Origin of the sequence: Rossellomorea sp. KS-H15a, from assembly GCF_024195245.1 — a bacterium.
Taxonomy (GTDB): domain Bacteria; phylum Bacillota; class Bacilli; order Bacillales; family Bacillaceae_B; genus Rossellomorea; species Rossellomorea vietnamensis.
In genome coordinates this window covers 3,810,210-3,836,180 of record NZ_CP096886.1, presented here as the reverse complement: position 1 = coordinate 3,836,180, position 25,971 = coordinate 3,810,210, and the positions used below count along the sequence as shown (strand labels likewise).

Below are 25,971 nucleotides of genomic sequence, written 5' to 3'. Positions count from 1 at the left end.
ACTTGATGCTAACGCAACATCAAGAAAATGTTACAACGCTGTTTGCTAGAAACGATGATTTTCCATACATTTTTGAAACGACGTAAATGATATTACACATTCTCACCCTACCTGCGAAATGATGTAGTATTATATTTTAAATGAAAATAAATTAAAAAGTAAAAGGTATACACCACGGCATCAATATTTATCTGCCATCACCATCCAAATATGTGTAGTGTAGAAGCAAGTTTGTTTATTACCTCTGAGTTAGAAAATTTAAAGAGAAGCCTTTACAAGCAAAGAGTGAACCTTACCTAAAGGCTCACTCTCTTAAATTAACCAAGTCTCTGAATAGGGTCTTGTTTTTCTACCCTACTTTTTATTTTACTTAATACATATATAATTGAAGTGATTATAAAACAACTAAACCCCGGCGAAAACGAATCCGGAATCACCAAATAAAATACCATCCCAATCACTAAAACATACAACGCCTCCCGATTAAAATTCGACTCCCCACTCGCAAGCCGAACAAGCGAACTCTCAGAAATCCTCCCTTTCCGAATAACCAAATAATCAACCACAACAATAGCCGATATCGGAATAATCAAGATCCCCAGATAAGAAATATACTCCTGCGCATTATAAACCAGCTGAGGAAACGAACTTAAAATAATCCCTGCAAGACTAAACAACAATGCACTTTGAATCCGTGATAGGGACGGCAGTGCGTTAAGTAGACTGTATCCCCCCGTATACGCATTACTAAGATTAATTGAAATCATCGACACCATCGCACAAGCGGTGATTACCAATAGTAGCAGACTGGAGTCGGTCAGCTGCCCAGCTGCCACGAACGGATTCAGATCCTTGAACAAGCTGGCACTCAATCCTCCAAGCAGCGCGGTCATCATGAATCCGACGACGTTTCCTCCGTACAGCCCCCAGAATCCGTGCTGATCACTTTTGCTGTAGCGGGTGATGTCGGAGGATGCGCTGACGCCTGAGATGTATTGGACGAAGACGAGGCTTGAGTAGAATAGGAACGTTCCGATGGAGAAGGGTTCCTGACCTTGGCTTAGTGTTGGGAGGGAATCGGCTCCTTTTGTCAGGAACAGGTACAGGATGATTCCCTGGCCGATCACGAGGATCGGAATGAATAGTTTGGTCGCTTTTTTGACGGCTTCGAAGCCGATGAGGGCTAGAAGGGTCATGATGATGGCGAGTCCGATGGCGACTGGGATGAACGGAATCGTGTAAGGTGTTACTTTTTCCACCATGGAGATGATGACGAAGGTTCCTCCAATGGTCTGGACGCTGAACCAGTAGAGGGACGTCAGGGACCGGATGGGGGATGCGATGAGCATCGACAGCCGGGTTCCAATGATGGACCTCAGGACGTATTGAGCGGGCAGGCCGTAGCGGGAGCCCGGTAGAGATAGGAATGATACGAATAGGAAGGCGACGCTTGCTCCGAGTACGGTGGCAAGAAATGCTGCCTGAAAGGATAGTCCGCCTTCCAGGACGGCGAGTGCCGGGATGAGGAAGTTTCCTGCGTTCACGGAGAAGGCGAGCTGTATGATGAAGTATTCGATCCATGTGGTTGATTTTAATTCGGGTGGGACCTTTTCGAGTCCGAGCCGTTCGATCATGGGTTGTTTCATATAATAGTCTCCTTTGGGTATACTAGGATGCATGGTTTCTATTTTAAAGAATTTTTGAAAAAAAGCGAAGAAATAATCATTTATTTTTTTAAAGAAAAGTAGAGATATTTCCTTATTTATTTGTTAGAATGTAAGTGCTTACAGGGTGAGTAATTGCCCTTCGCTATTATATATGAATAGTGTTATATTTAGGAAGTGAATGCTCCAAGGAGCAATAGTGCATTTAGGAGGTTGGCTTAGTATGCGTATTGGTGTACCAACGGAAATTAAAAACAACGAAAATCGTGTGGCCATGACGCCGGCTGGTGTTGTGAACCTTGTTCAATTCGGACATGAGGTTTACATCGAAGCTGGAGCGGGAATGGGTTCAGGATTTACAGATGAAGATTACAAAGCAGCAGGTGGACACATCGTTGATTCTGCAGCGGAAGCATGGTCCATGGATATGGTCATGAAGGTAAAAGAGCCACTTCCAAGTGAGTACTCTTATTTCCGCGAGGGGCTTATCTTATTTACATATTTACATCTTGCTCCAGAACCGGAATTAACGAAAGCGTTAATTGATAATAAAGTGATCGGAATCGCGTACGAAACGGTTGAACTGAATCGTGCCCTTCCATTACTGACTCCGATGAGTGAAGTGGCTGGACGTATGGCGACTCAAATCGGTGCCCAGTTCTTAGAGAAGATCCACGGTGGTAAAGGTGTATTACTTTCAGGTGTCCCTGGGGTTCGCCGTAGTAAAGTAACGATCATCGGTGGAGGAGTTGCCGGTACGAACGCAGCGAAAATGGCTGTCGGACTTGGTGCCAACGTCACGATCCTTGATCTTAACCCGGATCGCCTTCGTCAGCTTGATGATATCTTCGGTAGCGACGTAACAACGCTTATGTCTAACCCGTTAAACATCGAACAAGCTGTCAAAGAAGCAGACCTAGTGATCGGAGCTGTACTGATTCCAGGAGCGAAAGCACCTAAATTAGTAACAGAAGACATGATCAAAGCGATGACACCTGGATCAGTGGTTGTTGATATCGCCATCGACCAAGGCGGAATCTTCGAAACAACAGACCGCATTACAACGCATGACGATCCAACATACGTGAAGCATGGCGTTGTACACTATGCCGTTGCCAACATGCCTGGTGCCGTACCACGTACGTCAACCATCGCATTAACAAACGTAACCGTACCTTACGCGGTTCAAATCGCAAACAAAGGCTACAAAAAAGCGTGCCTAGACAACGAAGCTTTATTAAAAGGTATTAACACATTGAACGGATATGTGACGTACCAAGCGGTTGCTGAAGCGCATGATGTAGACTACTCAGATACTAGAACACAATTAGAGCAACAATAACAACAGGAAGCCGACTGCATGGGAATGTTCAGTCGGCTTTTTTATATGCTGAATTCTTCACCAATGATCAAACTCACTTTTATTTTTATGAAATTCGGGTATAACATAAAATAGTATACGGGAGTAAGAAAAATAGATAAGTTTATTTGGAGGAGAGAGATTATGAAGATTTCATATCACGGACATTCAGTAGTCAAAATCGAAACCAACGGTAAAACGATCCTGATCGATCCATTCATCAATGGGAATGAACTGACGGATCTGAAAGTGGACGACGAGAAACCAGATGTGATCATCTTGACACACGGTCACAACGATCACGTAGGGGATACAGTGGAACTTGCGAAGAAAAACGATTCACTTGTCATCGCTAACCACGAACTAGCAACGTACCTAAGCTGGCAATTAGTGAAGACCCATCCGATGCACGTCGGAGGAGCGTTTGAGTTCGACTTTGGTAAAGTGAAACTGACTCAAGCCTTCCACGGTTCAGGTCTCATCACAGACGGAAATGAAATCATCTATATGGGTATGCCAGCAGGCGTTCTCTTAATGATTGAAGGGAAGACGATCTTCCATGCAGGGGATACAGGATTATTCTCTGATATGAAGCTGATCGGGGAGCGTCATCCAATCGACCTTGCCTTCCTACCGATCGGGGATAATTTCACGATGGGACCAGAGGATGCGGCAACGGCAGCAAGCTTCTTGAAAGCGAAGAAAGTCGTGCCGATTCATTATGATACATTCCCGCCGATTAAGCAGGATCCGCATAAATTCGTTGAGATGCTTGAGGATTCTGAGGGGCAGGTTATGAAGGCTGGAGATGTTATTGAATATTAATAGGGAATAAGAAGTAAGTTAACAATAAAAATACCACAACAAAAAGCTTGGGATATCCCAAGCTTTTTGTTTGTTCTTATTCAATTATAGCCTCTATTAATGTATAAAGAATTATTGTGAAAGAGTTGTCAGTTCAAAGAATTCAGGTTCTGGTTTCATTATTTTAGTGCCTTTTTTGGATTGAAAATAAATTTCTTTATCATTCTCATAATAAACCTTAATTTTCATGTTTCCGAAATCAATGACACTTGTTTTCTCCCGATTAGATAGTTTCCCATCATCCCAGTCAATCGCCTTATTTATTAGTGTTTTTATTCCCTTGACCTTTGATTTATCATCTATAACAAAACAATCCTCTTGGTTTAAGGTTTCATAGATACAAAGGTTGTTTGGTGTTTCTTCGATCCAAGAAGTTGATTTATGAATAGGAGTCTTATCAAAGATGACCTCTGTTTTATCATCAAATTGATTATAATTTGAAGAAATCCATAACTCCCCGTCAAAACCTTCTTTTCTCCATCGGGAATAGAAACCAGACCAGTCATTTTCAATATCGTTATCGTCCAACGCTGACTCGACATGTTCAACTTCCCAACCTAGGGATGTAAGTTTACTTATATAAAAGTCATATATATCCTCCCAATGATTTCCCTTTATGACATATTGGCTTCTAGTTGGTTTCAATCCCTTAAATAAAGGGATATCTTTGTGTTGCTCTGGAATAATCGACATACCTTCATAAGTATCATCAGTGACTTTATGATAGCCAAACCAACTGATAGCAATTAGTAGTGCAATCCCTGCAGATAAGAATATACTTTTTCTACTCACATAATTCCCCCTAAGAACTATTCCTCTAAATTGCCTGGTAATTGAAGAACTGAAGATTCGTAATCTTTACATTTATATTACCACATAATGTTAAAAACCCTTGAGACATCAACTAAAACAACCATTTCATTTAAAGTGCTAAAAAGGAAGCTCATACACCAACCAATTAATATCATCCTTCACAAAACTTAATTACATAGATAGACAAACACATCCCCTTTTTTCTCACCTTTACACAACATCCATCAACCACTCGCATATACATGATACAAGCCTAGAGAGGAGGGAAATGTTTGAAACAACGTTATATACTCTGTTTACTCATCACAGGGGCACTCATCTACTACGGAGCCCCACGCATGTCTATTTTTGCAGAAGGCCTACAAGGGTACTTCGCCATCGGCTGGCTCATACTCGCCACCTTTGTCTTAGCCGGAAACCTAGCCGCCCTGCTTTACACACCGAAAGGAACAGGCAAGGGTAAGAAGTTGAAATCGAAGCCTGTTCGGAAAGTGAAATCACGATCATTTGGGTAAAGAAAAACGGGGCTTGTATCACTCAAAGCCCCGATTAAATTGAAACACCGCGCTTTTCACATTATAATAAACATATAAAGTAGGACGTTATAAAGAAGGGTGAAAAGCTTGGCTACAAAACACGAACAAATACTGGAGTACATAGATACCCTGCCTGTCGGAGAAAAAATCTCCGTCCGCCAGATCGCAAAAGCACTGACCGTCAGCGAAGGAACGGCATACCGAGCGATCAAAGATGCCGAAACAAAAGGCTACGTCAGCACCATCGAACGCGTAGGGACGATTCGGATTGAACAGAAAAAGAAAGAAAATATCGAGAAGCTTACGTACGCAGAAGTGGTCAACATCATCGATGGACAAGTACTCGGTGGACGATCCGGCCTGCATAAGATGCTCAACAAGTTTGTCATTGGAGCCATGAAGCTTGAAGCCATGATGAGATACACGGAAGCGGGGAACCTCCTCATCATCGGGAACAGGAACCAGGCTCAGGAACATGCCTTGCGTGCAGGAGCAGCCGTCCTGATCACCGGTGGATTCGATGCAGACGAAGACGTCAAGAAGCTCGCGGATGAACTCGAACTCCCGATTATCTCTACTTCCTATGACACCTTTACCGTCGCCACCATGATCAACCGTGCGATTTATGATCAGCTTATCAAGAAAGAAATCGTGTTAGTGGAAGACATTTTAACCAAAGTGGATGATACGATTTATCTGCACCTGGATGACACGTTGGAAGAATGGTACGAAAAGAATCAATACACATTCCACAGCCGTTTCCCTGTCGTGGATCGAAACCTGAAAGTCCATGGGATGGTGACTTCAAAAGACGTTATGGGTCAGGAAAAGTATGCGGGCATCGATAAGATCATGACGAAGCAGCCAATCACCGTCAGCCCGAACACGAGCGTCGCATCCGCTGCCCATATCATGATCTGGGAAGGGATCGAATTACTTCCCGTCGTCAATGAACAGAACAAGCTGCAGGGAATCATCAGCCGTCAGGATGTATTAAAGGCCCTGCAAATGATCCAGCGTCAGCCACAGGTCGGGGAAACGATCGATGACCTCATCTCAAATGCAGTCGAAGTAGTCGGCGAGAAGAAAGACAACAAAGAAATCTACCAATTTGCCGTCACACCGCAGATGACAACGGGGATCGGGACGCTTTCCTATGGTGTCTTCACCACCTTAATGACCGAAGCGGCCAACCGTGCACTAAAGCCATACAAAAAAGGCGACCTCGTCATCGAAAACATGACTATTTACTTTATCAAGCCTGTCCAAATGGAAAGTATACTCGAAATCCATCCAAAGGTACTCGACGTCGGGAGAAAATTTGGTAAAGTGGATGTAGAAGTATATAACGAAGGCGTGCTCATGGGGAAATCCCTGATGATTTGTCAGTTGATTGACCGGCATTAATCGGTAAAACAAAAAGACTAGATGGGCATCTAGTCTTTTACAGTACTTTATTGGTTATCCAGTTCCTTCGCTTCCCTCTGTGCAAAAGGAAGCACATGCTTGTACATCTTATATCCAGCCCAGCAGCTCCCAAGTCCCAAAAGGATGAACAGCGTGCCGATGACATACGTCAGTGTGCTTGGGAATAAAAACAGCTGATTGATCCCGAACAGGGCAACGAACAGCCCAAGGGCAATGCTTGCTTTCGCAGATAACCATTTCTTTTCCATCGGTCGTCGTGTCCGCACTTGTCTTATTTTATAAAAGACATAGAACGTGAACGTAACGACAATCAGTAATGCGAGAAAATACATAGTTTTTTGTCCTCCATCGTTGACATCTCTCGCTACTATTTTACAGATAACGGAGCAGAATGCCAAATATAAATTCCACTACAAAGGAGATTCCCATGAAAGAACAAATCCTGAACCTCATCAAACAATACGAAACGATCATTGTACATAGACATGTCCGTCCAGACCCGGATGCATACGGATCCCAGGGAGGACTCGTGGAAATGCTGAAAGCCTCTTTCCCTGAGAAAAACATTTATGCCGTCGGGAAAGAAGAGGAAACCCTCCATTACTTAAAACGTCTCGACGATATTGAAGATTCCGTATTCGAAGGAGCCCTGATCATCGTCTGTGATACGGCCAATGAAGAGCGGATCTGTGACCGCCGCTATAAACTAGGGGACCTGCTTGTGAAAATCGATCATCATCCAAACGAAGATGCCTACGGGGATCACCTGTGGATCGATACCACGGCAAGCTCCGTCAGTGAAATGATCTACGAATTTTACCAGTTCGGAAAAGACAAAGGATTGACCCTTCCTGATTCAGGGGCTCGCCTCCTGTTCGCGGGGATTGTCGGCGATACGGGAAGATTCTTGTATCCAAGCACCACTCAGAAGACTTTTGACATCGCCGGTGAATTAATCCGCTATGATTTTGACCGGAATGAATTATTCAATAAAATGTATGAAGTCGATTCCAACGTCACGAAGCTTAACGGATATGTGCTGCAAAATTTCGAGATGGACGGGGATGGCTGTGGCATGATGGTCATGACGAAGGATATTCTTGAAGAGCATGCTGTTGTACCATCTGAAGCATCCCTTCTTGTGAGTACTCTGGGGAATGTGAAAGGCATGAAAGCATGGGTCTTCTTTATTGAAGAACATGATCAAATCAGGGTTCGCCTTCGTTCGAAGGGTCCTGTCATTAACACGATTGCCAAAAAGTACAATGGTGGAGGTCATCCACTGGCTGCAGGTGCGTCCATTTATTCATGGGAAGAGAAAGAAGAAGTGATGAAAGATTTACGGGAAGTGTGCAGGAATCATCAATAAGTTTTACGAAGAGTCGGCTGACGCCGGCTTTTTTTGTGCAAAAATACTCAATCCCAATCTAGGCTTCTTCACCAGTCACAACACCCAGCCAGCGAACATAAATTATTGAGGATGATTCACATTTATCGTGCTTTCGCCTAATAGAAACTCCATGTCAATCGATAAGAAAGCCTTATGGTACTTTTTTTGGGAGGTAATGAGGATATGAATAATTTTCATAATGAACTTCAGAATTTGAATGTAGGTGATTTCCAGGCAACACAGCCCGTTTCCTGGGATCAGAATATGTATGATCCGAACGACGAACGACTTTTCCTTGGATTGGGAGGCTGTTTCGGCTTTGGATTCGCATGCTTCTTTAGCTGCTTCGGGTGTGGTGGGTGTTTCCGTTGCGGTGGCTGCGGAGGATGCTTCCGCTGTGGCGGATGTGGACGATGTGGCGGTTGCGGCAGATGTGGACGCTGCGGTCGTTAGGAGAATATCGGTTTCAAATGGATCCCTGTGAGTGTGCAGGGATCTTTATTTTATACATAAGGGACAAATTGAAATTCATACGCTAATAATGACAGCCAAAATATAAATGAGATAAGCGGGGGTTAGGAGGATTGCTATGGGAAAATTGAACCCTTCTATGCGACTAAAAGTGAAGAGGGATACGTTTTATCTCCCTGAGCGGGACAGCGGCGTGTATTTCAGGAATAACCTATGCTCTTTCCGGATGGAGGGAAGCGGCATTGATCAGTGGGTGGAAAAGCTCTTGCCGATGTTCAATGGGGAGTACTCCCTTGAGGATTTGACGAACGGACTGCCTGATCCTTATCGAAACAGGGTCATGGAAATAGCAGAGGTGTTGCTTAAGAATGGATTTGTCCGGGACGTAAGCAGGGACCTGCCACATAACCTGCCTCAACATGCAGTGGGAAAATTCGCGTCACAGATTGAGTTCGTCGATAGTTTGGCAGATTCAGGTGCTTCACGATTTGAAACCTATCGTCATGCCAATGTCCTGGCAGCGGGGTCTGGTCCTCTTCTGACTTCATTGGTTTCATCCCTCATTGAATCCGGGTTGGCGAAGCTGCAGGTACTCGTGACCGATGAGGTGCCTACGAATAGACGCAGGCTGAAGGAACTTGTGGACCATGCCCGGAAAACCGATCCCGATGTAGAGCTTTATGAAGTGGAATTTAGTGGATCCGGGTGGCGGGAGACGATAAGGCCATACGATTCGATCCTATATGTGACGCAAAACGAAAGCCTCGAGGAACTCGACCTTCTTCATGCCATTTGCAGGGCAGATCAAAAGCTGTTGATCCCGGCGATTTGTCACAAGCAGACATGTATCGCTGGACCCATCATCCATCCTGATTCCGAGGCGGGGTGGGAATCTGCCTGGAGGCGTCTTCACGCGACTGCCTTGCAAAAAGAAGAGGAGTACCATGCTGAGTCGGCAGTGCCTGGTGCGATGATGGCGAACATGATTACATTTGAACTATTCAAAGAGATGACAGGAGTGACAAAACCGGATCAGCGAAACCGGCTCTTTCTGCTGGATACCGAAACACTTGAAGGAAGCTGGCATTCCTTCTTACCGCATCCACTGGAAACAGGAGTTGGAGCTGAACCTGTGCTGAATCTGGAAACCCGTCTGGATCAGGGGGCAGAAAGGTCTGATCCTGAAAAACTACTGTATTTCTTCAGTTTGCTGACGTCCAAAGAAACGGGGATCTTTCATGTATGGGAGGAAGGGGATACGAAGCAGCTTCCGTTGGCTCAATGCCGTGTGCAGCCTGTTGACGGACGGTCTGAAGGTTCTGCAGAACTGCTGGATGCGGAGGTATGCAGTGCTTTGACCCATGCAGAGGCACGTCGTGAAGCCGGGTTAAGAGGAATAGAGAGGTATGCTTCAAGATTGGGGAGTATGGTGGTCCCACATGATACCGGAGAATTCATGGCGTTCTGTACAGGGACGACGTTCGCGGAATGTGTTGGTCGCGGTTTAGAGAAGTGTTTGACGGAGGAGCTGAGAAAAAGGGAGTCTCTTCAAAAGAACATCATTTCCCGTCTTGAATTAGAAGCAGTGGAGGATGAAACATGCCATTTTTATCTAAAAGCACTGACGACGATGCAAATGGAACCTGACATCGGATTAGGGGAGGATGTGCATGGATTTCCGGTTGTCTATGTCCGTGGAAGAAATGGCTGGTACGGAAATAGTGGCTTCACGATCACCAAGGCGTTGAGGAATTCCCTGCAGCAAGCACTCTTTCAAGCCCAGAACGGTACGGATGCATTCGACGCAAATCCTGTTGCCGTTGCTTTGGCGAAAGAGAATGTACAAAGAATCATTATTCCGGCAGGGGAAGATCGGATCGCGCCTGATCATCTGAAAGATGCTCTTAACACTCTGAAAGTGAATCAGAAACAGGTAACGGTGTATGAACTGGATATTGAGCCCGCATTCAAACAAGAGCTGGAAGGCGTATTTGGTGTGCTGCTGCGAGAGGAGGAAGCCTAATGAGTTCTTTCGTAGTGATTGTAGGGGAGGGAATGCTGTCGGACCGTGTCTGTGCGCAAATGTCAGCACGGTACCCCGTTTTCAGGCAAAAGACCGTTGAAACGAGCTTCCCGGCAAATACAGATTTAGTACTGGTGTTGGATGATGCATGGAATCCAGCTGTCCATCACATGGCAGAAGAAGTAATGAGGGGCACTGGGGTTTCATGGCTGAGGGGCTTCGTCTCGTTTGGAGAGGGGATCATCGGCCCACTGGTTCAGCCCGACACACCGGGATGCTCCCAATGTGCCGATCTGAGACGTCTCCTTGGAGGAAAGGAACGGCATGAGATGCGGGAGGTGCAGGGGAAACTTGCTGAAGTAGGGGGAATGACGAAAGATCCGTGGGCTTCGAATACCGGATTATCGCATATGGCTCACATCATCGCTGCAGAAGCTTACCGGGTCCTGGAAGGTGCAAAGCCACTTTCCCGAGGGAAGGTATGTTTGACCGATTTGAAAACATTGAAGAGCTCCTGGCATTCATTCGTACCCGATTCGTTATGCCCGAACTGCAGTCAGGTTCCGGACGATTCGGCGGAACTAGCCCGTGTTACCCTCAACCCCAGTCCGAAGATCCGAGCCGACAGTTTCCGATGTACTCCCTTGGATGAATTGAAATCGGTTCTTGTAGACGATTATCTGGATAACCGGACCGGGCTTTTTAACAGCAAGATGTATGACCTGGTGACGCCCTTTGCTGATGCGAGCGTCAATATGCCGATGATCTCCGGTGGTGATGAAGGGACGGCTGGACGGACTCAAGCCTACTCAGACAGCGAGCTGACCGCCATTCTTGAAGGGTTGGAACGTCACTGTGGATTGGAAGCGCGGGGTAAACGGACGGTTGTCCATGACAGTTACCGGAATGTGGAGGAACATGCATTGAATCCTCTGGAGGTCGGCGTGCACACTGACGAACAGTATGCTATGCCGGGATTCCCATTTGAAAAGTTCGACCCTGACAGGAGGATCGACTGGGTGTGGGGATACTCGCTCATCGAAGAGCGGCCGATTCTCGTCCCAGAGCTCCTTGCCTACTACAGTCTGGGCTGCGGTTCATCCGGTTTTGTTTATGAAACGTCCAACGGCTGTGCCCTTGGGGGAAGCAGGGAGGAAGCCATTTTCTACGGAATCATGGAGGTTGTCGAACGGGATTCCTTTTTGATGACCTGGTATGCAGAGCTGGGTCTGCCTCGTCTCGATCCTTTTACTGCAGAAGACGAGGAGCTCCAGTTAATGATTGAGAGGATGAGGGCGGTCGCCGGGTACGATCTCTTTTTATACAACTCCACCATGGAGCACGGAATTCCAAGCGTCTTTGCCATGGCTAAAAACAGGAAGGATACGGGATTGAATCTGATCCTTGCGGCAGGTGCCCATCTGGACCCTGTAAGAGCGGCGAAAAGTGCGATTCAGGAGCTTGCCGGGATGATGCTGAATCTGGATGATAAGTTGGAAAAGAACAAGGCGAACTATGAAAAGATGCTGTACGATGATTCTCTAGTGAGACAGATGGATGATCACGGCATGCTGTATGGATTGCCCCAGGCGGAGGAGCGTTTCAGCTTTTTACAGGATCGGTCCATGCGAAGTTTCCAGGAGGAGTTCAAATGGAATTCCCGTCATGCGGATTTGACGGATGACCTGAAGGAAATTCTTGAACGATTCCGAAGCCGAAACCTTGATGTCATCGTGGTGGACCAAACCGCGCCGGAACTTGAAAAGAACGGACTTCACTGCGTAAAAGTTCTGATTCCCGGCATGCTGCCGATGACATTCGGCCAACATCTTACCCGTCTGACCGGTCTTGAAAGGGTCCTTCACGTCCCGGCGGAACTGGGATATAGGGACCGGCCGTTGACATTTGAAGAGCTCAATCAAAAACCGCATCCGTTTCCTTAAGGTACGAGGGAGGTAAGGAAGGTGAGTCTGAACGAATTTCTGCACAATCTGCAATGTGATATTAACCGGGCCAATCAGCCCAACTGGGAAGTGGACTGGGAGGATGGGCCCCTTCCCTATAAGCTGTACCGAGGGTTGCCGGTTGTACCATTGTCACTCGAAGTACCATTGTCACTCACCGGGGAGCTGCCGCCGTGGAAACCCGATGTCGAAAGAATCGGTCATTTTCTCTGGTATGTGTACGGCGTCTCCGGGGTAAGCCAGTCGGTGCATCCCGATGATTTCGGGGAGGAGTCGTATCCCATCCACTCCTATCGGAGGTTTGCTCCATCAGGTGGTGCGCTGTATCCGAATGAACTCTATCTCTATTTGAAACTCGATGATTTACCCGATGGAATCTATCATTATGATCCCGCCCACCACAGGCTTGTCCTGCTCCGGGACGGGAATGTCGATTCGTACGTAGAACGGGCACTCGGCAATCGCTCCGACATCTCAACGTGTTTTGCCACGGCCTTTGTGTCGGTGAGATATTGGAAGAACTTTTTTAAATACAATAACTTCTCCTACCGCCTACAGGGGCTCGATGCCGGCGTCCTGATGGGGCAGCTCTTGGAAACATCCAAACAGTTCGGATTCGAGACAGGGGTGTATACTCAATTTCTCGATTCCCCGATCAACCATTTGCTCGGGCTAGCAGAGGAAGAGGAAAGCGTCTATTCCGTCATCCCGCTTTCCGTTGCTGCAACGAATTGGGGTGGCAGGGGGGTGGAGCGGGCAGTCACCGCTGAAGAATTATGCCGGGAGCTGCCAGCTATTTCTCTTGGACACTATGAAAAGTCTGAAAAGGTTCGGGAGTTTCCTAGGTTACTGGAGGTGAATCAAGCTTCTAAACTCGAATGTACCGGTGATTTTCAAAAGGTGACGAAACAACCGGGTATGAGAGCGGGAGAAAAAGAAATCCATCTCCCGGAAATCGAGTCAGGTCCGTATGATTTTGTGGAAGCATGCCAAAAGCGCCATTCACCGGAAATGGATTTTGTTATGGGGAAGGTTAGTCAGGAGCAACTCGCGGCTTTGTTGAAAAGGGCCGCACATTCCTACTCGTTTCGAAGTGACCTAGACAACGTTTTTGACGGGGAAGCACCCCGTGTTTCGATTTACGGCTGTTTGTATAACGTTGAAGGCATACCAAATGGCGCATACGCATATGATAGCGTCCGCCATTCACTAAGGGAAATCGGTAAGGGGGATTATCGTCTTCAGCTGCAATCGGGGCTGTCGCTGGATAACGTCAATTTGTTGCAGGTGCCGATGTGCCTTCATATCATCGGGAATAAAGACTATTTCAAGGATTCCCTTGGCTACAGAGGGTACAGGGTCATGCAGATGGAAGCGGGAATGCTTGTTCAGCGCCTGCTCTTATCTTCGGCCGCCGCCGGGTTTGGGGGACATCCACTGCTTGGGTTTGATACAGGGGTGACGGATGGAATTTATAAGCTGGATTCTGAGAGCTTAACGACCTTGATTCAGATTCCGATCGGACCTTTTCGGGAGAAGGCTTGGATGAGGGGGAGTTTGAGGAGTTGAAGAGGAGGGAGCTGCGGGGACAGGTCGATTGGCTTTTTGAATTGGAGCCGCGGTGCCTGTCCCCGTGGCGCTTTCCCCTGTCGCTTACTTACCAGAGCTACCAGATAGACGGAAAAATTCCGGTTATTTCGTCATTGTTAGGTTAAATAGGCTGAAATAGAAGGAGAACTTCCGCCTATTGACTGAAGAAATACAATAACGGATGATTATTTTTTGGTTAAGCGGAAAAACTCCGCTTAATTACCCCAAATACACCGTTCATTCTGAATGTAAGCGGAAAATCTCCGCTTATTTTACTTTTGCGAAACGGCTTGTACTTGTCGCCGTGGTGATTTTCTGCCAGGGAAATAAAGAAAATTCGACACAGCGGCATGATTATCGTATTTCTCGCTTGATTTCTATTAAACTCGCACGATTGTGGCGCTAGCCGCATGATTATCTGAAATCCCGCACGATTATTGTAAATCTCGCATGATTCTGCTTGACGCTCTTTATCCAGGCAGTGAGTGTAGATAAGAATATCGCGAAACTATACAAAAAATATAAAAAAACGTCCCTTGGGCAAAACAAGAGGACGTTTTTTTCGATGGAAGTTTATTTAATCATTCGCACTTTCTATATCTGCCTTCAATTCCTTAAACCACTTTAAATTCACTAAGTGATGAGAACGGGAATTTTCGTTCATGCGACCAAAATAATCAATCTTACCAGGTAATTCCTCAATGGTAGCTAAGTAATCATCGAGAAGAGCAATTCTGGCTTCTGTTTGATCAATTTGGGACTGGATTAAATCTACTAATTTATGCTTATCGTATACATCTGCAAAGAGTAATGCCCCATAGACTGGTAAGTTGACATACTCGGATTTGGTTCCGTATTTGGCCATTAATTTATGGAATTCTTCTATCCCTGAAGACGTTACTTTAAAGGTGTGAATGTCACGACCATTGTTTGGACGTCCTTCATTTGTTTCTTCAATCAACCCTTTTTCTTGGAGTTGTTGCAAATTGTAATAGAATGATCCCTTAGTAAAGTTGACGATATACTTATAATGTCGTTTTTCCATTAAGCTTAATAGTTCGTAGCCATGAGCGCCAGGATTTTGAATGAGTAAGCCAAGGATAAGTAAGGGAATCAAGGCTGCATCACCTTCGCCATCTGTGCTTCAAATTCAGCGTATGTGATTTTGCCCAGAGCCAAATTCATACTGTGAATATACATTTGTTCCGTTTTCGAATAGGTATGGTTGATCGTTAGTGATTGATTTTCATCCGACAGAGGCCCTGTGATATGACACTTTTTCGAAAATGCTTCGAAGTAGCGAAAACCGAATTTTCGTTGGGAAACGGCGTTCAAATGAATACCATCCGGATTGGCAGTTAGACCTTCTGCCGATACAAAATAACAATTCGGCTGCTCATAAGCGAATCGACGTAATTCAGCGTTGATTTCTTGAAACTCTGATGAATACTTTCCGAAACCTTCTTTCCCTAAGAAATGACCAAGCTCACCAATGATTAATGGGACATCTTGAAGGTTTAATTCGTTACGTAACGTTTCAATGATAAGCGATAACTTTTCATAATACGTCTCATGTAGAGACTGGTGGCTGTCACTTTCACCTTGATGCCAAAGAATGCCACAAATTTCACTCGTTTCAAGAGCAAATCGTGCTTCAGACAAAGCATGTTGAAAGAGAGTGCCTTGTGGGTGCCAATCGTTCAAGGAACTGCCACCTTCTGCACAAGGAATCAAACCAATTTCATCATCCGGGTTGGCTTTCGAATACTGGTCTGCAAATGAAGCTGCCAGACTTACACCAGCAACAGGACGATCATAGTTAATAGGCTCCGTCATCATTTGCCACTGTCCGTTACGAAGCATCTTTATTTTTTCATTATAGATAGGATCTACCTCATGCAAGAATCCACGACCGGCCATATTCGATTGTCCTAGCATTAAAAAAGATTTAATCATTACAGTTTCATTCCTTTACACGATAGTCTAATTAGACTAATCTAGTATAAAGTCTAATTAGACTAATCTAGTATAAAGTCTAATTAGACTATTGTCAATCAAGTAGGGGAGGACTGATGATATTGGAAAGTGTCAGAATGTTAAAGATTATGTTGTGTGTCGGACTGCTAAGTTTAAGTTTCATCGGCAACGGATTAAAGCAGACCGAGGCAAAAGGAAATGCAGCAAGTCATGGGACTGCTCATAAGTTCATGCAACTCGAGAAAAAATTTGATTCCCGCCTCGGAGTCTATGCGATTGACACCGGTACAAATCAGGCGGTAGCTTATCGACCTGATGAACGGTTCGCCTACTCATCCACCTTTAAGGCTTTGGCTGCAGGGTTGGTGCTGCAGCAAAACTCGATGGACGAACTTGACGAAGTCATCACCTACACCAGAGATGACCTCGTCACGTATTCTCCCATTACAGAGCAACACGTGGATACCGGGATGACCCTTAGGGAAATTAGCGATGCGGCTATCCGGTACAGCGATAATACGGCAGGGAACTTTTTATTAGAGGAACTCGGAGGACCTGACGGCTTTGAAAATGCCCTGAGGCAACTCGGCGATCATGTCACCGAGGCTGATCGCTTTGAGACTGATTTGAACAGTGCCATCCCAGGAGACATCCGTGATACGAGTACAGCAAGAGCACTTGCGACCAACTTGAAGGCTTTGACGGTCGTCGACGTGCTCTCGCATGATAAGCGTACCATTCTGACAGATTGGATGCGGGGGAATACTACTGGAGACGAACTGATCCGTGCCGCTGTTCCTAAAGGATGGGAGGTAGGCGATAAAACGGGGGCTGGAGGCTACGGAACACGAAACGATATCGCTATCGTATGGCCGCCGAATCGAGCTCCCATCATCATTGCGATTCTATCCAGCCGTGATACTGAGAATGCTGCCTATGATAATGAACTTATAGCAAAGGCAGCCAAGGTCGTACTGAAAGAATTTAAGTGATTTTTCGAAACGTCAAAGAATCTGGACAATCCATTTCCTCGTGAAAATCGTATGACTTTAAATAAGATAAAAGTGATCAAAATGCTAGGGTTAAATCGCTTGCTTCTTCTAAGGAATTAAAACCGTTTCCGGTGGGGGATGAATAAGAAGGTGGAGCTGGATAAAGAGCAGAATGAGTCACTGTGAGGCAATAACTTAGGAGATTGTCGTCTTTCTCTTATAAAATAAAATTTATCTAGAGTTAGATTCCTTTTTCAAAAAAATTGGTAGTGAGTCCATTGTTGATGTTAATCCAATCGTAATATAGTGGCTCTGTTAAACTCTAATATTGAAATATAGTCAAAATAATGAGGAAACCCAAAAAATACAGGGTTTCCCCATTCTTAATACTATCGAACTCGCTAGATAGTGTTAGAGTGGAGGATTTTCCACACCTAAGTGGATCCAATCTTCTTTTGGCGGTCCATAAACGCCAAACGGTTTGATTCCGGCTTGACGCATAAGAATAGTAATTTGGCCACGATGATGAATAATGTGTTTAATTAGTCCCATTAAAACTTGAGCATTTGTTTCTTCCCTGCCAAATGCAATTTGTACTTCTTTCAAGGATTCGTCTGTCCATTGTTGTTCAATGGCTTTGACTGCACTAGAACTTATATTTTTAAACGTTTCAGCCATTTCTTTAGCTGAGGCAGGAACATTTTCCACATTTTCTACACCGTCTACATTCAGCCCGAAATGAGTTAAGTACTCTGGAATATTTGTCGTGAAATGCCAAACAATCCTCCCCAATGAACGACCTTCCGGGTAGACTTTTTGATTCAATGAATCATCCGTTAAACCTTCCAAAACCTTTTGAGTTAGGGTTGCCTCCCAATTCCATTCTCTAATAAAGTCTGCAATCGTTACATACATATACCACGCCTCCATAATCCCGTTTCAATAATTTTTCATTTATGAAAACACATTATAAAACACTTGTTCGCATTATTCAAATTTCCTCCTTTACTTTTATTTTAAATATTTAATTTATGAATGGCAGTTTAGATTAGCATCCATATAAAAAAAACCAGTCGGGAATTGTTTTGAATTTTCAGTTATCGTATAGTGTAATTATTCCTAATAAATAAAGGAGAATTGAAAATGAGAAAACTTGTTCTTTTTCTGCACGCATCGCTTGACGGTTTTGTAGAAGGGCCGAAGGGGGATATGGACATTGGATGGGTTTCCTACGATGCTGATCTTGAGAAGCATGCGAAAGAAATTCTGAGTACTGCCGACACCGTCATCTGGGGGCGTGGGACATACCAGATGATGCACAGTTACTGGCCATCTGTCTCTTCAAACCCAACAGCTTCACAACATGAAAGAGATCATGCCGAATGGATCGAAAAGACAGAAAAAATCGTTTTTTCGAGGACACTGGAAAAAGTCGAATGGAACAATTCCAGACTGGTTAAAGAAGATGTCATGAAAGAGATCAACAACCTCAAACAGCAGCCAGGTCAGGATATGGTCATACTCGGAAGTCCAAGGTTCGCACATTACCTTATGCAGCTAGATTTAATCGATGAGTATAAAATTACAATTTCTCCCGTTCTGATCGGGAGCGGGCTGCCGTTATTCCAAGGTATCAAAGAAAAGGTCAATCTTAAGCTAATTGAAAACAAGACATTTGACTCTGGCGCCATAGGGCTCGTTTACCAGACGAATAAATGATCCTGTTTCCCCAAATGAGTTTAAGCAAAGTCAGCCCGAAAAAGGTATACTTTTCAGATCCTCCTATCGCTTCGACAGGGGAGGAAGGGTTGCGACTTGCAAAGACACTTTCATACAACCTCATCCTGTTGGACTTAATGCTGCCGGGAATCGACGGGTTTGCATTTTGCAAAAAGCTCCGGGAATTCTTAGATATTCCGATTCTTATGGTGACCGCCCGAAAAGAAGACATTGATAAAATCAGGGGATTTGACCGCGGAGCAGATGATTATATTGTTAAGCCCTTCACACCTAGTGAACTTATTGCCCGGGTAAAGGCGCATATATCAAGATACGATCGATTAATCAGAAAGGAAGCCCCGAAAGATGAAATCGAAATCAAGAGCCTCAGGGTGGACCTCGATTCCCGGAGAGTATACGTGGACAATGAAGAAAAACCATTTACCGCAAAAGAGTTCGATTTATTGGTGTTCCTGGCCACCCATCCTGACAGGGTCTTCACAAAGGAACATCTATTCGAAAGGCTCTGGGGATATGATTCGTTCGGGGACATCACGACGGTCACCGTCCATATCAGAAAAATACGGGAGAAGATTGAAGAGGACCCTTCAACCCCTGAATTTATTGAAACCATTTGGGGTGTAGGCTACCGATTCAAGAAGCAATAAGTTTATTTTTTTGCTTTCCTTCTCCATTCCAAAATAACAATAAAATCTAATTCCTGAAACGGTTCTTGATGATAGATGCCACTAATTAGTAAAGGGGGCAAAGAGCTTATCCAATTTGAAGGGTGAGCTCTTTTGGTTTTGAAGAATAGTCTTGTGTATGGGACTCTATTTTGAAATAATTGGTATTGAGTTAAAAGCAGGTTGGTTGTAGAAGAATAACTTCTTATGATCAAGTAAAAGTGTAAGGGGGGATTTTGTGAAATTATTATTATCTATTTTCTTATCTGGGCTTTTAGGTATATTGGTTTTCTTTGGACCTATTGGTATATATATTTTATGTGCAATTATTGTAGGAGTGATTTTCAGGGCATTCGTTTTAATACATGACATACATAAAGAACTTGTACCAGTTGGGAGCAGAGATAGCGTCAAAGAAGTATATGAAAAGTATTTAAAGGAAAAAGAACAAAGCGAAGAACGTTCGTCATCATCTTGAGGTTATTTGGCTGGTTAAAGAAGTAATACATAATAAAGAAAATGTAGTATTTAAATAGAATGGAGAAGAAATAGATGTCTCAAGATGGAATTGTATTAGTAGCAAGTGTATCAATCTTTAATCAGGATAAAGTATTGATGATAAAAGAAAACAAACCCAATGCCGTCCATAAGTGGAACTTTCCGAGTGGGCATATAGAGTATGGTGAGGATATTCTTTATTCAGCTAAAAGGGAAGTGAAAGAGGAAACGGGTTTGGATGTAAAGCTGATTGGCACGACCGGAGTATACAATTTTACCAGTAATACGAACGATCAAGTCATTTTATTTCATTTTGTTGGTGAGATTACGGGAGGTACTTTACATCTTGAAGAAGATGAAATTACTGACAGCAGGTGGATAAAAACGAATGACCTTTTAGCATTAGAAAAAGAGGATTTGCGAGAACCGCATGTATTAAAACAAATCATTCATAACTTAGTAGAAGAAAACATCTATTCCATTAGCGTCATGAATGAGCAACTTTTTAAGGGCTAATATAAATTTACATACTATTTTAAAAGGAGATGTTTCTTTGTTCCTATTCGCATCAGCGCAATCAACAACATCAGTAAATACCGGTGATATCATTTTTCAGTTAGTGTCTTTAGTATTTCTTTTGGCCATTCCAGTGGGCATCATTCTATTTGTCGTTATTCTGAGGAGAAGAAATAGCAGGCTTAAACGGGTCGAAGAAAAATTAGATAAGCTTTTAGCAGATAAGGATAATAGTAAAGTATAACTTTTGATAGGTTTATCCATGGGCTAACTCCTCCGTCCGTATTACTTTTTGAAAATTCTATAATTTGGTATGATGGATTTTGTAATCAGGAAAATTAAGTATACAGAGGGAGTGCTTAACCATATGGAATACATTACGCTTAATAATGGGCTGAAGATGCCAATTGTAGGGACAGGTACAAATACGTATGGGAAAGAAAACAATGACTATAACGCAGCGTTAACAAATGAAATTCCAGAACTCCTATCAGCACTTGAGTTGGGGTACCGTTCAATCGATGCAGCCATCATGTACCGAAACGAAGAACTTGTCGGAAGAGTGTTAGCAGAGAGCACAGTGCCTCGGGAAGAGTTATTTATTACGACAAAGGTTCCAGCCAATGAAGAATATACTTCTTCGAAGGAAGCTACCCGAGCAGCCATCGAAAACAGTCTACAAAACTTTCAAACAGACTATCTGGATCTGCTTCTTATTCACTTTCCTATCGAAGACAAAGGACAACTTCAAAACACGTGGGAAGTCTTTGAAGAATACTACGAAGCGGGCAAACTAAAAGCAATCGGCGTTTCAAACTTTAAAAAAGAGCATCTGGAAGAATTGAAAGAATTCGCTAAAGTGAAGCCAGCCGTTAATCAAATTCAAATTAACCTAAAAGAACCTAACAAAGATCTCCTTGCAGTATTAAAAGAAGAGGGCCTTGCACCGGTTGCATGGGGACCTATGAAAGCCGAAGCCCAGCAAAAAGAAGTGTTGGATGAAATCGGTGAGTCCTATAAAAAATCTGCCGCACAAGTTTTATTAAAATACCAAATCCAACGTGGTGTGATCGTTATTCCTAAATCTCACAACTCTGAAAATCAAGCATCTAATCTAGATCTTTTCGATTTTGAATTATCTGCAGAAGATATGAAGAAAATTGAAAACTTATAATTGAAGATGGTTATGTCGGCATCAATTAATATTACAAGGCAAAAGGTTCGTCAATCGACGGGCCTTTTTTGCTTTTTATAGCTCCTTGGGTGGTAAAATGAGTGTCATTTGGGATTTTTTTTTAGATCCTCAAAACGGCTCCATTTAGGATTCTTTCACCGGTGAATGATTTCCCCCTTTCTGTAAACAAAAGTTGATATTAAGTTTATATTCAGGCTTTACAATGAGTAGCGAAGACTAGAAGGAGGCTGCATGATGAAAAAATGGTTGTATCCGATTGCAGACTGGGTATCGACAAAGCGGGGGATCTGGATCACAATCATCGTCTGGCTTGTGCTGATAATAGGGTTGAGTGCAGGGCCCAAGGTTGGGGATTATAAAGTGAGTAATTTTCAATCACTCCCTGATGAAGCGGCGTCGATGATCGCTGACGATAATTTTGTATGGTGATTTCCGACAGCTTCTACTAACTAAGTAAAATCGAGTACGTATGATGTCATACTCAATTTTCGCATGTCCAATGAAAGTCTTACTCATGAACCTCAAGTCTCCTTAATATGATACGTAGTAAATACGTCTCAGAGGAGGTCCCATGGAGAGCACGATCATCAGAAACGTCAGAGTATTTATCGCAAGCCCCTTCTTCAGCGAGGAACAAGTCGACCGGGTACAAAGGCTGGAACAATCACTCATGCAGAATCCGTATGTGTCGGAAATCTTCTCCGCACGGTTTCATCAATACGAACATCTTGAATTTGGGTCAAAAGAGTGGAGGCGGAAAGTGTTCCGCAATGACTTGAGAAACTTAAGACGTTCCGATGTGCTGGTGGGCATACGTGATTATGAAGGCAAGTATGTGGACAGCGGAACCGCATTTGAAATCGGGTACGCAAACTCCATGCGGAAGCCCATTCTGTTAATCAATGAGAAAAATTCAGTCATGAATCTCATGATGGCTGAAAGCTTGCACGCCTACTTCACGAAAGTGGAAGAACTGGCGACGTACGATTTTCACCGGATGCCGAAAGCTCAGTATGAGGGGCCGGTGATATGATGGCTGGATGGCAAGTTGCCGGACAGAAGAAAACAAAAGATATCGCCTTCTTTCATTTTTGAAAGGAGGCGATTTACTATTTTGTTGGGTATTCCGTTATAGGACCCGTTTTTAATAGAAGGTTTACCCGCAAAGAATAATCCCTCCTCTTAAAATCACAAACTTTTTCTCTACTCATATACTAGTTAGTAGTGGTGGTATTTTAAGGAGGAGTACGATGAGAAAGAATAGGAAGAAGCACGTCCATCATAAAAAGCTTTTTGCTTACGTAACGAACTTTGGGGAAGATACAATTTCGATGATAGATACCAAAAACGATAAAGTGACGAGTACGATTCCTGCTGGAAGTCAACCAGATGGGATTACGATTTCCCCTCTAGTTAAACATGCATATGTGTCCAATACTGAGAATAACTCTGTTTCCGTTATAGATCTTTCCAGACATAAAGTGGTCAATGAAATCCCCGTAGGTGAGGGGCCGGTTGGCCTAGCTGCGACACCTGATGAAAGAAAAGTGTATGTAGCGAATTTCGGTGGTACAACCGTCTCCATCATTGATGTCTGTAAGGAAACTGTGAAACATATAGAAGTAGGAGATAACCCATTTGATGTGGCCTTTAGTCCAGATGGAAGAAAGGCATATGTTGCTGTAACTATAAGTAACTTCATTGCCGTCATCGATACAAAAAAAGAATCAGTGATCGATAGGATCCCTATTACAAATGGAGAATTCCCACGAGATCTTGCGGTAACTCCAGATGGAAAAAAGCTATACGTGGCCAATCGTGGGAGAGGTGAGCCCAGCACAGTTTCTGTTATTGATCTAAAGGAAAATGTCGTAACGAATGCGGTCAATGTAGGGATTAGACCGAATGGTGTAGCCGTTACTCCAGATGGGAAGAAGGTTTATATCACGAATATTAGTAGTGACGATGTAACAGTCGTGAATGTATGGGATGATTCCATTATTACAACGATACCTGTTGGAGATGGTCCAACGGATGTTTGTATTACCCCCGATAGGAAAAAGGCTTATGTCACTAACTATAATGCAGGGACAGTTTCGGTTATTTGTATTAAAAATGATATAGTCATGACTACGATTACGACAGGAAAGCAAACAAGCGATTGTGCTATTGGTCCTTCATGTTATCCTTTCTGAGCCATGGGGACAGGTCCATTGGCTCTTTAAAGGAGAAGAGATGCCTGTCCATGTTGTGCTTTTGCCACTTACGTATAAAGAAAATTCGACACCTTGGCATGATTATCGTCATTCTCGCATGAATTTTCTATATATATCTTTTCAAATGTATTGAATAAGAATTTTTATAGGAAAAACTTTCAAAAAGCGTCCCTTGGTCCGGCCACGTGACGCTTTTTTATTTTGCACTATACCTTTTTTAAGTTATTGATAAGGCTGGGTAAGACAAAACCTAATAAACTAACCCCATAGACAAGTAATATACTCAATACGATGGACAATAACGAAGGAGCGTCCGTAATATAATATGTTATGCCATATAGCGGTCCTATATAGATAATAAAGAATAATATGGTTGGGAACAGGAGCTCAAGTAAATAGCCTATTACACAGGCAGCTAACCCTATTCCAAAATAACCGCTAATGAAGGGGAGAAATTGCTTTTCTTTTTTAAACCCCATAAATACACCTAGAAAACCCCAAAGCGCTAATAATAAGATGGATAATAATGTCTTAAAATGAGTTGGAGGAAAACTTTTCAAAAACTCCGAAAAACCTACGAAATTAACGGTAATAGAAATAACAATAATAATAATAAAGGGCTTAATCATTTTCATAAAGAAACCACCGTTCTTTTAGTGTAATTTTACACTAAAAGTTACATTATGTATATAGGGTTGTTGTATTATCCTTCAGTAAATTCATTTTGAGAAATAACCTTCCCCATCAAGATATGAAACTGACAAGAAAACACTTCTTACAATGAAAGTGAAGTATTGCTCAGAATCACAAAATTTGAAATAATTGGCATTAGGAGTTGCGAAAGGATTGAGAGCTATTAATCAACTGATCAAAATCAACGACCACAAAATGGAAGTTCTTCTTAAAGGGAATAAAGGTCCGCTGGTTATTATCCTTACAGGGATGGGCTGCTCATTTGAGGAGTGGTATAAGGTAACGCAAACGTTAAGTAAAACGTATAGAGTCCTAACGTTTCACCGGCAGGGACTGGGGCAAAGTGAGATCGGGAGTGGTATTCAAAATACAGCATCCACCGTTCGTGATTTAGCTGAAATACTCCATCACCTTCAAATCGACGAGCCATTTTATTTAATGGGACACTCGTATGGCGGCTTATGTGTTCAACACTTCGCTAAAGTTCATCCTGAAATGGTGGCCGGAGTGATATTAGTAGATTCGACCTCTGTTGACTTAAAAGAATTAGAAAAGCTTGATCTGCCTGTTTTAAATCAAGACACAGATGAAATGTGGATTGAAAAAAGCTTAGAGTATTCAACCAGAAGTGAACAAGAACTATTGGAAATACTTAAGCCTTCAATTAATGAAAAACATTGTCAATTTCCAAAGACTATTCAGCAAAAACTATTGGATTTTCAGGTGAACCCATTACTCTTTAAAGCGATGGCTTCAGAGATAAAGGAATGGACGAAAGATGCAGAAGTTATTAGGAGTCTAGGAGATTTTCCTGATGTTCCATTAATCGTAATAGGACGGGATAAGGAATATTCGATTCAATCTGAATTGGACAATGGCATACCTGAATGGGAGTTGAGGGTTTTTGAAGAGAAGTGGGAAGAGCTTATCACCCATCAGAGTAAATTGTCTTTACAGGGTGAATTAGTGTTTGCGAGTGATTCAGGACACTCTGTGTTTCTCGATCGACCAGATTTGATTATTGAGTGTGTACATAAAATGGTAAGACGGGTGGATTGTGTGCCATCACTACAAAAGTAGCTTCATCAATGTAGACAGGTTAACTGAATACGCATTCTTTATATTTGGAGGGGTTCTAAATTAATATTTTGTTCTATTTAACCTCAACCATTGTATTGGTGTTTGTATTATTAATTCTATTAGTAGCTTATCGAGTATTAATTAAAAAGAAAAATCCTAGTAATTACTATACCCCGTTTGACCATATAACAGGGCAGTCAGTAAGCGGTTTTCAGGAAGAAAATATAGAAGATGAACAAGAAGAAGGAAATGATAGTGCTGATGATAAAGATAAAAGTAAATATATAACCCCATAA

At 43.3% G+C, this 25,971-nt stretch carries 28 protein-coding genes; 21 read left to right on the top strand and 7 right to left on the bottom strand.

Annotated elements, in window-relative coordinates:
• Positions 1 to 317: 317 nt before the first annotated feature.
• Positions 318 to 1,646: a purine-cytosine permease family protein gene (locus M1J35_RS19720; RefSeq protein ID WP_254652061.1), complete on the bottom strand. Its 1,329-nt coding sequence runs from the start codon at positions 1,644 to 1,646 to the stop codon at positions 318 to 320.
• A gap of 241 nt (positions 1,647 to 1,887) precedes the next feature.
• On the opposite strand from M1J35_RS19720, the gene ald reads away from it, so the two are divergent.
• Together ald and M1J35_RS19710 are read left to right on the top strand one after the other, a co-directional pair.
• Positions 1,888 to 3,006 (top strand): alanine dehydrogenase, encoded by a 1,119-nt coding sequence (ald, locus tag M1J35_RS19715; RefSeq protein WP_113969681.1) that lies wholly within the window; start codon positions 1,888 to 1,890, stop codon positions 3,004 to 3,006.
• 162 nt (positions 3,007 to 3,168) lie between these two features.
• Positions 3,169 to 3,849 carry a metal-dependent hydrolase gene (locus tag M1J35_RS19710; protein WP_254652060.1) on the top strand — a complete coding sequence of 227 codons (681 nt, stop codon included), beginning with the start codon at positions 3,169 to 3,171 and terminating at the stop codon, positions 3,847 to 3,849.
• Between the two features lie 111 nt (positions 3,850 to 3,960).
• On the opposite strand, the gene M1J35_RS19705 is transcribed toward M1J35_RS19710, so the two are convergent.
• Entirely contained in the window at positions 3,961 to 4,680 is a 720-nt protein-coding gene (locus M1J35_RS19705) for a hypothetical protein (protein WP_254652059.1), read from the bottom strand.
• 293 nt (positions 4,681 to 4,973) lie between these two features.
• On the opposite strand from M1J35_RS19705, the gene M1J35_RS19700 reads away from it, so the two are divergent.
• The gene (locus tag M1J35_RS19700; RefSeq protein WP_254652058.1) at positions 4,974 to 5,216 is read left to right on the top strand and encodes a hypothetical protein; all 243 of its coding nucleotides are present in this window, start codon (positions 4,974 to 4,976) and stop codon (positions 5,214 to 5,216) included.
• A 108-nt stretch (positions 5,217 to 5,324) separates the two neighbouring features.
• The gene (locus M1J35_RS19695; protein ID WP_079533633.1) at positions 5,325 to 6,644 is read left to right on the top strand and encodes a DRTGG domain-containing protein; all 1,320 of its coding nucleotides are present in this window, start codon (positions 5,325 to 5,327) and stop codon (positions 6,642 to 6,644) included.
• A gap of 47 nt (positions 6,645 to 6,691) precedes the next feature.
• Here M1J35_RS19695 and M1J35_RS19690 read toward each other — a convergent pair whose 3' ends face one another.
• Entirely contained in the window at positions 6,692 to 6,997 is a 306-nt protein-coding gene (locus tag M1J35_RS19690; RefSeq protein ID WP_254652057.1) for a YtpI family protein, read from the bottom strand.
• A gap of 95 nt (positions 6,998 to 7,092) precedes the next feature.
• Here M1J35_RS19690 and M1J35_RS19685 point away from each other — a divergent pair, with 95 nt between their 5' ends.
• The 5 genes from M1J35_RS19685 (at position 7,093) to M1J35_RS19665 (ending at position 14,082) form a co-directional block, all read left to right on the top strand.
• Positions 7,093 to 8,034 carry a DHH family phosphoesterase gene (locus tag M1J35_RS19685; RefSeq protein ID WP_254652056.1) on the top strand — a complete coding sequence of 314 codons (942 nt, stop codon included), beginning with the start codon at positions 7,093 to 7,095 and terminating at the stop codon, positions 8,032 to 8,034.
• A 174-nt stretch (positions 8,035 to 8,208) separates the two neighbouring features.
• A complete protein-coding gene (locus M1J35_RS19680) occupies positions 8,209 to 8,508 on the top strand; it encodes a heterocycloanthracin/sonorensin family bacteriocin (RefSeq protein WP_371928689.1) in 300 nt (99 codons plus the stop codon).
• Positions 8,509 to 8,644: 136 nt separating this feature from the next.
• Positions 8,645 to 10,549: a putative thiazole-containing bacteriocin maturation protein gene (locus M1J35_RS19675; RefSeq protein WP_254652055.1), complete on the top strand. Its 1,905-nt coding sequence runs from the start codon at positions 8,645 to 8,647 to the stop codon at positions 10,547 to 10,549.
• On the top strand, positions 10,549 to 12,492 hold the full coding sequence (locus M1J35_RS19670) for a TOMM precursor leader peptide-binding protein (RefSeq protein ID WP_254652054.1): 1,944 nt from the start codon (positions 10,549 to 10,551) through the stop codon (positions 12,490 to 12,492). Before M1J35_RS19675 ends, M1J35_RS19670 begins: the two co-directional genes overlap by 1 nt.
• Positions 12,493 to 12,513: 21 nt before the next feature.
• Positions 12,514 to 14,082 (top strand): SagB family peptide dehydrogenase, encoded by a 1,569-nt coding sequence (locus tag M1J35_RS19665; RefSeq protein WP_254652053.1) that lies wholly within the window; start codon positions 12,514 to 12,516, stop codon positions 14,080 to 14,082.
• Between the two features lie 598 nt (positions 14,083 to 14,680).
• Here the strand turns inward: M1J35_RS19665 and M1J35_RS19660 are convergent.
• Both M1J35_RS19660 and M1J35_RS19655 read right to left on the bottom strand, forming a co-directional pair.
• Positions 14,681 to 15,220 (bottom strand): PadR family transcriptional regulator, encoded by a 540-nt coding sequence (locus M1J35_RS19660; protein ID WP_254652052.1) that lies wholly within the window; start codon positions 15,218 to 15,220, stop codon positions 14,681 to 14,683.
• Complete coding sequence (locus M1J35_RS19655) at positions 15,217 to 16,059, bottom strand: sialate O-acetylesterase (protein ID WP_254652051.1); 843 nt, start codon at positions 16,057 to 16,059, stop codon at positions 15,217 to 15,219. Before M1J35_RS19655 ends, M1J35_RS19660 begins: the two co-directional genes overlap by 4 nt.
• Before the next feature lie 116 nt (positions 16,060 to 16,175).
• On the opposite strand from M1J35_RS19655, the gene bla reads away from it, so the two are divergent.
• Positions 16,176 to 17,072, top strand: coding sequence for a class A beta-lactamase (gene bla, locus M1J35_RS19650; protein WP_254652050.1), 897 nt, complete (start codon positions 16,176 to 16,178; stop codon positions 17,070 to 17,072).
• 411 nt (positions 17,073 to 17,483) lie between these two features.
• On the opposite strand, the gene M1J35_RS19645 is transcribed toward bla, so the two are convergent.
• Positions 17,484 to 17,987, bottom strand: a complete 504-nt coding sequence (locus M1J35_RS19645) for a DinB family protein (RefSeq protein WP_224519220.1) — start codon at positions 17,985 to 17,987, stop codon at positions 17,484 to 17,486.
• A gap of 228 nt (positions 17,988 to 18,215) precedes the next feature.
• Here M1J35_RS19645 and M1J35_RS19640 point away from each other — a divergent pair, with 228 nt between their 5' ends.
• From M1J35_RS19640 to M1J35_RS19600, 9 genes are all read left to right on the top strand, one after another.
• Complete coding sequence (locus M1J35_RS19640; RefSeq protein ID WP_254652049.1) at positions 18,216 to 18,791, top strand: dihydrofolate reductase family protein; 576 nt, start codon at positions 18,216 to 18,218, stop codon at positions 18,789 to 18,791.
• A gap of 14 nt (positions 18,792 to 18,805) precedes the next feature.
• A complete protein-coding gene (locus M1J35_RS19635) occupies positions 18,806 to 19,459 on the top strand; it encodes a response regulator transcription factor (RefSeq protein ID WP_254652048.1) in 654 nt (217 codons plus the stop codon).
• Positions 19,460 to 19,715: 256 nt separating this feature from the next.
• Positions 19,716 to 19,955: an ATP-dependent Lon protease gene (locus M1J35_RS19630; protein ID WP_224519223.1), complete on the top strand. Its 240-nt coding sequence runs from the start codon at positions 19,716 to 19,718 to the stop codon at positions 19,953 to 19,955.
• Positions 19,956 to 20,029: 74 nt separating this feature from the next.
• Positions 20,030 to 20,491, top strand: coding sequence for an NUDIX hydrolase (locus M1J35_RS19625; RefSeq protein WP_254652047.1), 462 nt, complete (start codon positions 20,030 to 20,032; stop codon positions 20,489 to 20,491).
• The gene (locus M1J35_RS19620) at positions 20,469 to 20,735 is read left to right on the top strand and encodes a hypothetical protein (RefSeq protein WP_254652046.1); all 267 of its coding nucleotides are present in this window, start codon (positions 20,469 to 20,471) and stop codon (positions 20,733 to 20,735) included. Before M1J35_RS19625 ends, M1J35_RS19620 begins: the two co-directional genes overlap by 23 nt.
• Positions 20,736 to 20,858: 123 nt before the next feature.
• Positions 20,859 to 21,665 (top strand): aldo/keto reductase, encoded by an 807-nt coding sequence (locus tag M1J35_RS19615; protein WP_254652045.1) that lies wholly within the window; start codon positions 20,859 to 20,861, stop codon positions 21,663 to 21,665.
• Positions 21,666 to 21,917: 252 nt separating this feature from the next.
• Positions 21,918 to 22,115 (top strand): hypothetical protein, encoded by a 198-nt coding sequence (locus tag M1J35_RS19610; protein WP_254652044.1) that lies wholly within the window; start codon positions 21,918 to 21,920, stop codon positions 22,113 to 22,115.
• A gap of 142 nt (positions 22,116 to 22,257) precedes the next feature.
• Positions 22,258 to 22,719 (top strand): nucleoside 2-deoxyribosyltransferase, encoded by a 462-nt coding sequence (locus M1J35_RS19605; protein WP_254652043.1) that lies wholly within the window; start codon positions 22,258 to 22,260, stop codon positions 22,717 to 22,719.
• Between the two features lie 217 nt (positions 22,720 to 22,936).
• Positions 22,937 to 23,881, top strand: a complete 945-nt coding sequence (locus tag M1J35_RS19600; protein WP_254652042.1) for a beta-propeller fold lactonase family protein — start codon at positions 22,937 to 22,939, stop codon at positions 23,879 to 23,881.
• Between the two features lie 227 nt (positions 23,882 to 24,108).
• Here the strand turns inward: M1J35_RS19600 and M1J35_RS19595 are convergent, their stop codons facing one another.
• Positions 24,109 to 24,537 (bottom strand): hypothetical protein, encoded by a 429-nt coding sequence (locus M1J35_RS19595; RefSeq protein WP_254652041.1) that lies wholly within the window; start codon positions 24,535 to 24,537, stop codon positions 24,109 to 24,111.
• Between the two features lie 187 nt (positions 24,538 to 24,724).
• Here M1J35_RS19595 and M1J35_RS19590 point away from each other — a divergent pair, with 187 nt between their 5' ends.
• Both M1J35_RS19590 and M1J35_RS19585 read left to right on the top strand, forming a co-directional pair.
• On the top strand, positions 24,725 to 25,675 hold the full coding sequence (locus tag M1J35_RS19590; RefSeq protein ID WP_254652040.1) for an alpha/beta hydrolase: 951 nt from the start codon (positions 24,725 to 24,727) through the stop codon (positions 25,673 to 25,675).
• 98 nt (positions 25,676 to 25,773) lie between these two features.
• Positions 25,774 to 25,971 (top strand): DUF3951 domain-containing protein, encoded by a 198-nt coding sequence (locus M1J35_RS19585; RefSeq protein WP_254652039.1) that lies wholly within the window; start codon positions 25,774 to 25,776, stop codon positions 25,969 to 25,971.

What these genes read in the sequence shown, in the direction of transcription:
- M1J35_RS19640 (WP_254652049.1), top strand. Translation starts at nt 18,216, where the DNA reads ATGAGAAAACTTGTTCTTTTTCTGCACGCATCGCTTGACGGTTTTGTA.
- M1J35_RS19710 (WP_254652060.1), top strand. Translation starts at nt 3,169, where the DNA reads ATGAAGATTTCATATCACGGACATTCAGTAGTCAAAATCGAAACCAAC.
- M1J35_RS19605 (WP_254652043.1), top strand. Translation starts at nt 22,258, where the DNA reads ATGGAGAGCACGATCATCAGAAACGTCAGAGTATTTATCGCAAGCCCC.
- M1J35_RS19670 (WP_254652054.1), top strand. Translation starts at nt 10,549, where the DNA reads ATGAGTTCTTTCGTAGTGATTGTAGGGGAGGGAATGCTGTCGGACCGT.
- M1J35_RS19675 (WP_254652055.1), top strand. Translation starts at nt 8,645, where the DNA reads ATGGGAAAATTGAACCCTTCTATGCGACTAAAAGTGAAGAGGGATACG.
- M1J35_RS19620 (WP_254652046.1), top strand. Translation starts at nt 20,469, where the DNA reads ATGAGCAACTTTTTAAGGGCTAATATAAATTTACATACTATTTTAAAA.
- M1J35_RS19600 (WP_254652042.1), top strand. Translation starts at nt 22,937, where the DNA reads ATGAGAAAGAATAGGAAGAAGCACGTCCATCATAAAAAGCTTTTTGCT.
- ald (WP_113969681.1), top strand. Translation starts at nt 1,888, where the DNA reads ATGCGTATTGGTGTACCAACGGAAATTAAAAACAACGAAAATCGTGTG.
- M1J35_RS19655 (WP_254652051.1), bottom strand. Translation starts at nt 16,059, where the DNA reads ATGATTAAATCTTTTTTAATGCTAGGACAATCGAATATGGCCGGTCGT.
- M1J35_RS19680 (WP_371928689.1), top strand. Translation starts at nt 8,209, where the DNA reads ATGGTACTTTTTTTGGGAGGTAATGAGGATATGAATAATTTTCATAAT.
- M1J35_RS19685 (WP_254652056.1), top strand. Translation starts at nt 7,093, where the DNA reads ATGAAAGAACAAATCCTGAACCTCATCAAACAATACGAAACGATCATT.
- M1J35_RS19610 (WP_254652044.1), top strand. Translation starts at nt 21,918, where the DNA reads ATGATGAAAAAATGGTTGTATCCGATTGCAGACTGGGTATCGACAAAG.
- M1J35_RS19690 (WP_254652057.1), bottom strand. Translation starts at nt 6,997, where the DNA reads ATGTATTTTCTCGCATTACTGATTGTCGTTACGTTCACGTTCTATGTC.
- M1J35_RS19615 (WP_254652045.1), top strand. Translation starts at nt 20,859, where the DNA reads ATGGAATACATTACGCTTAATAATGGGCTGAAGATGCCAATTGTAGGG.
- bla (WP_254652050.1), top strand. Translation starts at nt 16,176, where the DNA reads ATGATATTGGAAAGTGTCAGAATGTTAAAGATTATGTTGTGTGTCGGA.
- M1J35_RS19635 (WP_254652048.1), top strand. Translation starts at nt 18,806, where the DNA reads ATGAGTTTAAGCAAAGTCAGCCCGAAAAAGGTATACTTTTCAGATCCT.
- M1J35_RS19720 (WP_254652061.1), bottom strand. Translation starts at nt 1,646, where the DNA reads ATGAAACAACCCATGATCGAACGGCTCGGACTCGAAAAGGTCCCACCC.
- M1J35_RS19625 (WP_254652047.1), top strand. Translation starts at nt 20,030, where the DNA reads ATGTCTCAAGATGGAATTGTATTAGTAGCAAGTGTATCAATCTTTAAT.
- M1J35_RS19645 (WP_224519220.1), bottom strand. Translation starts at nt 17,987, where the DNA reads ATGTATGTAACGATTGCAGACTTTATTAGAGAATGGAATTGGGAGGCA.
- M1J35_RS19595 (WP_254652041.1), bottom strand. Translation starts at nt 24,537, where the DNA reads ATGAAAATGATTAAGCCCTTTATTATTATTATTGTTATTTCTATTACC.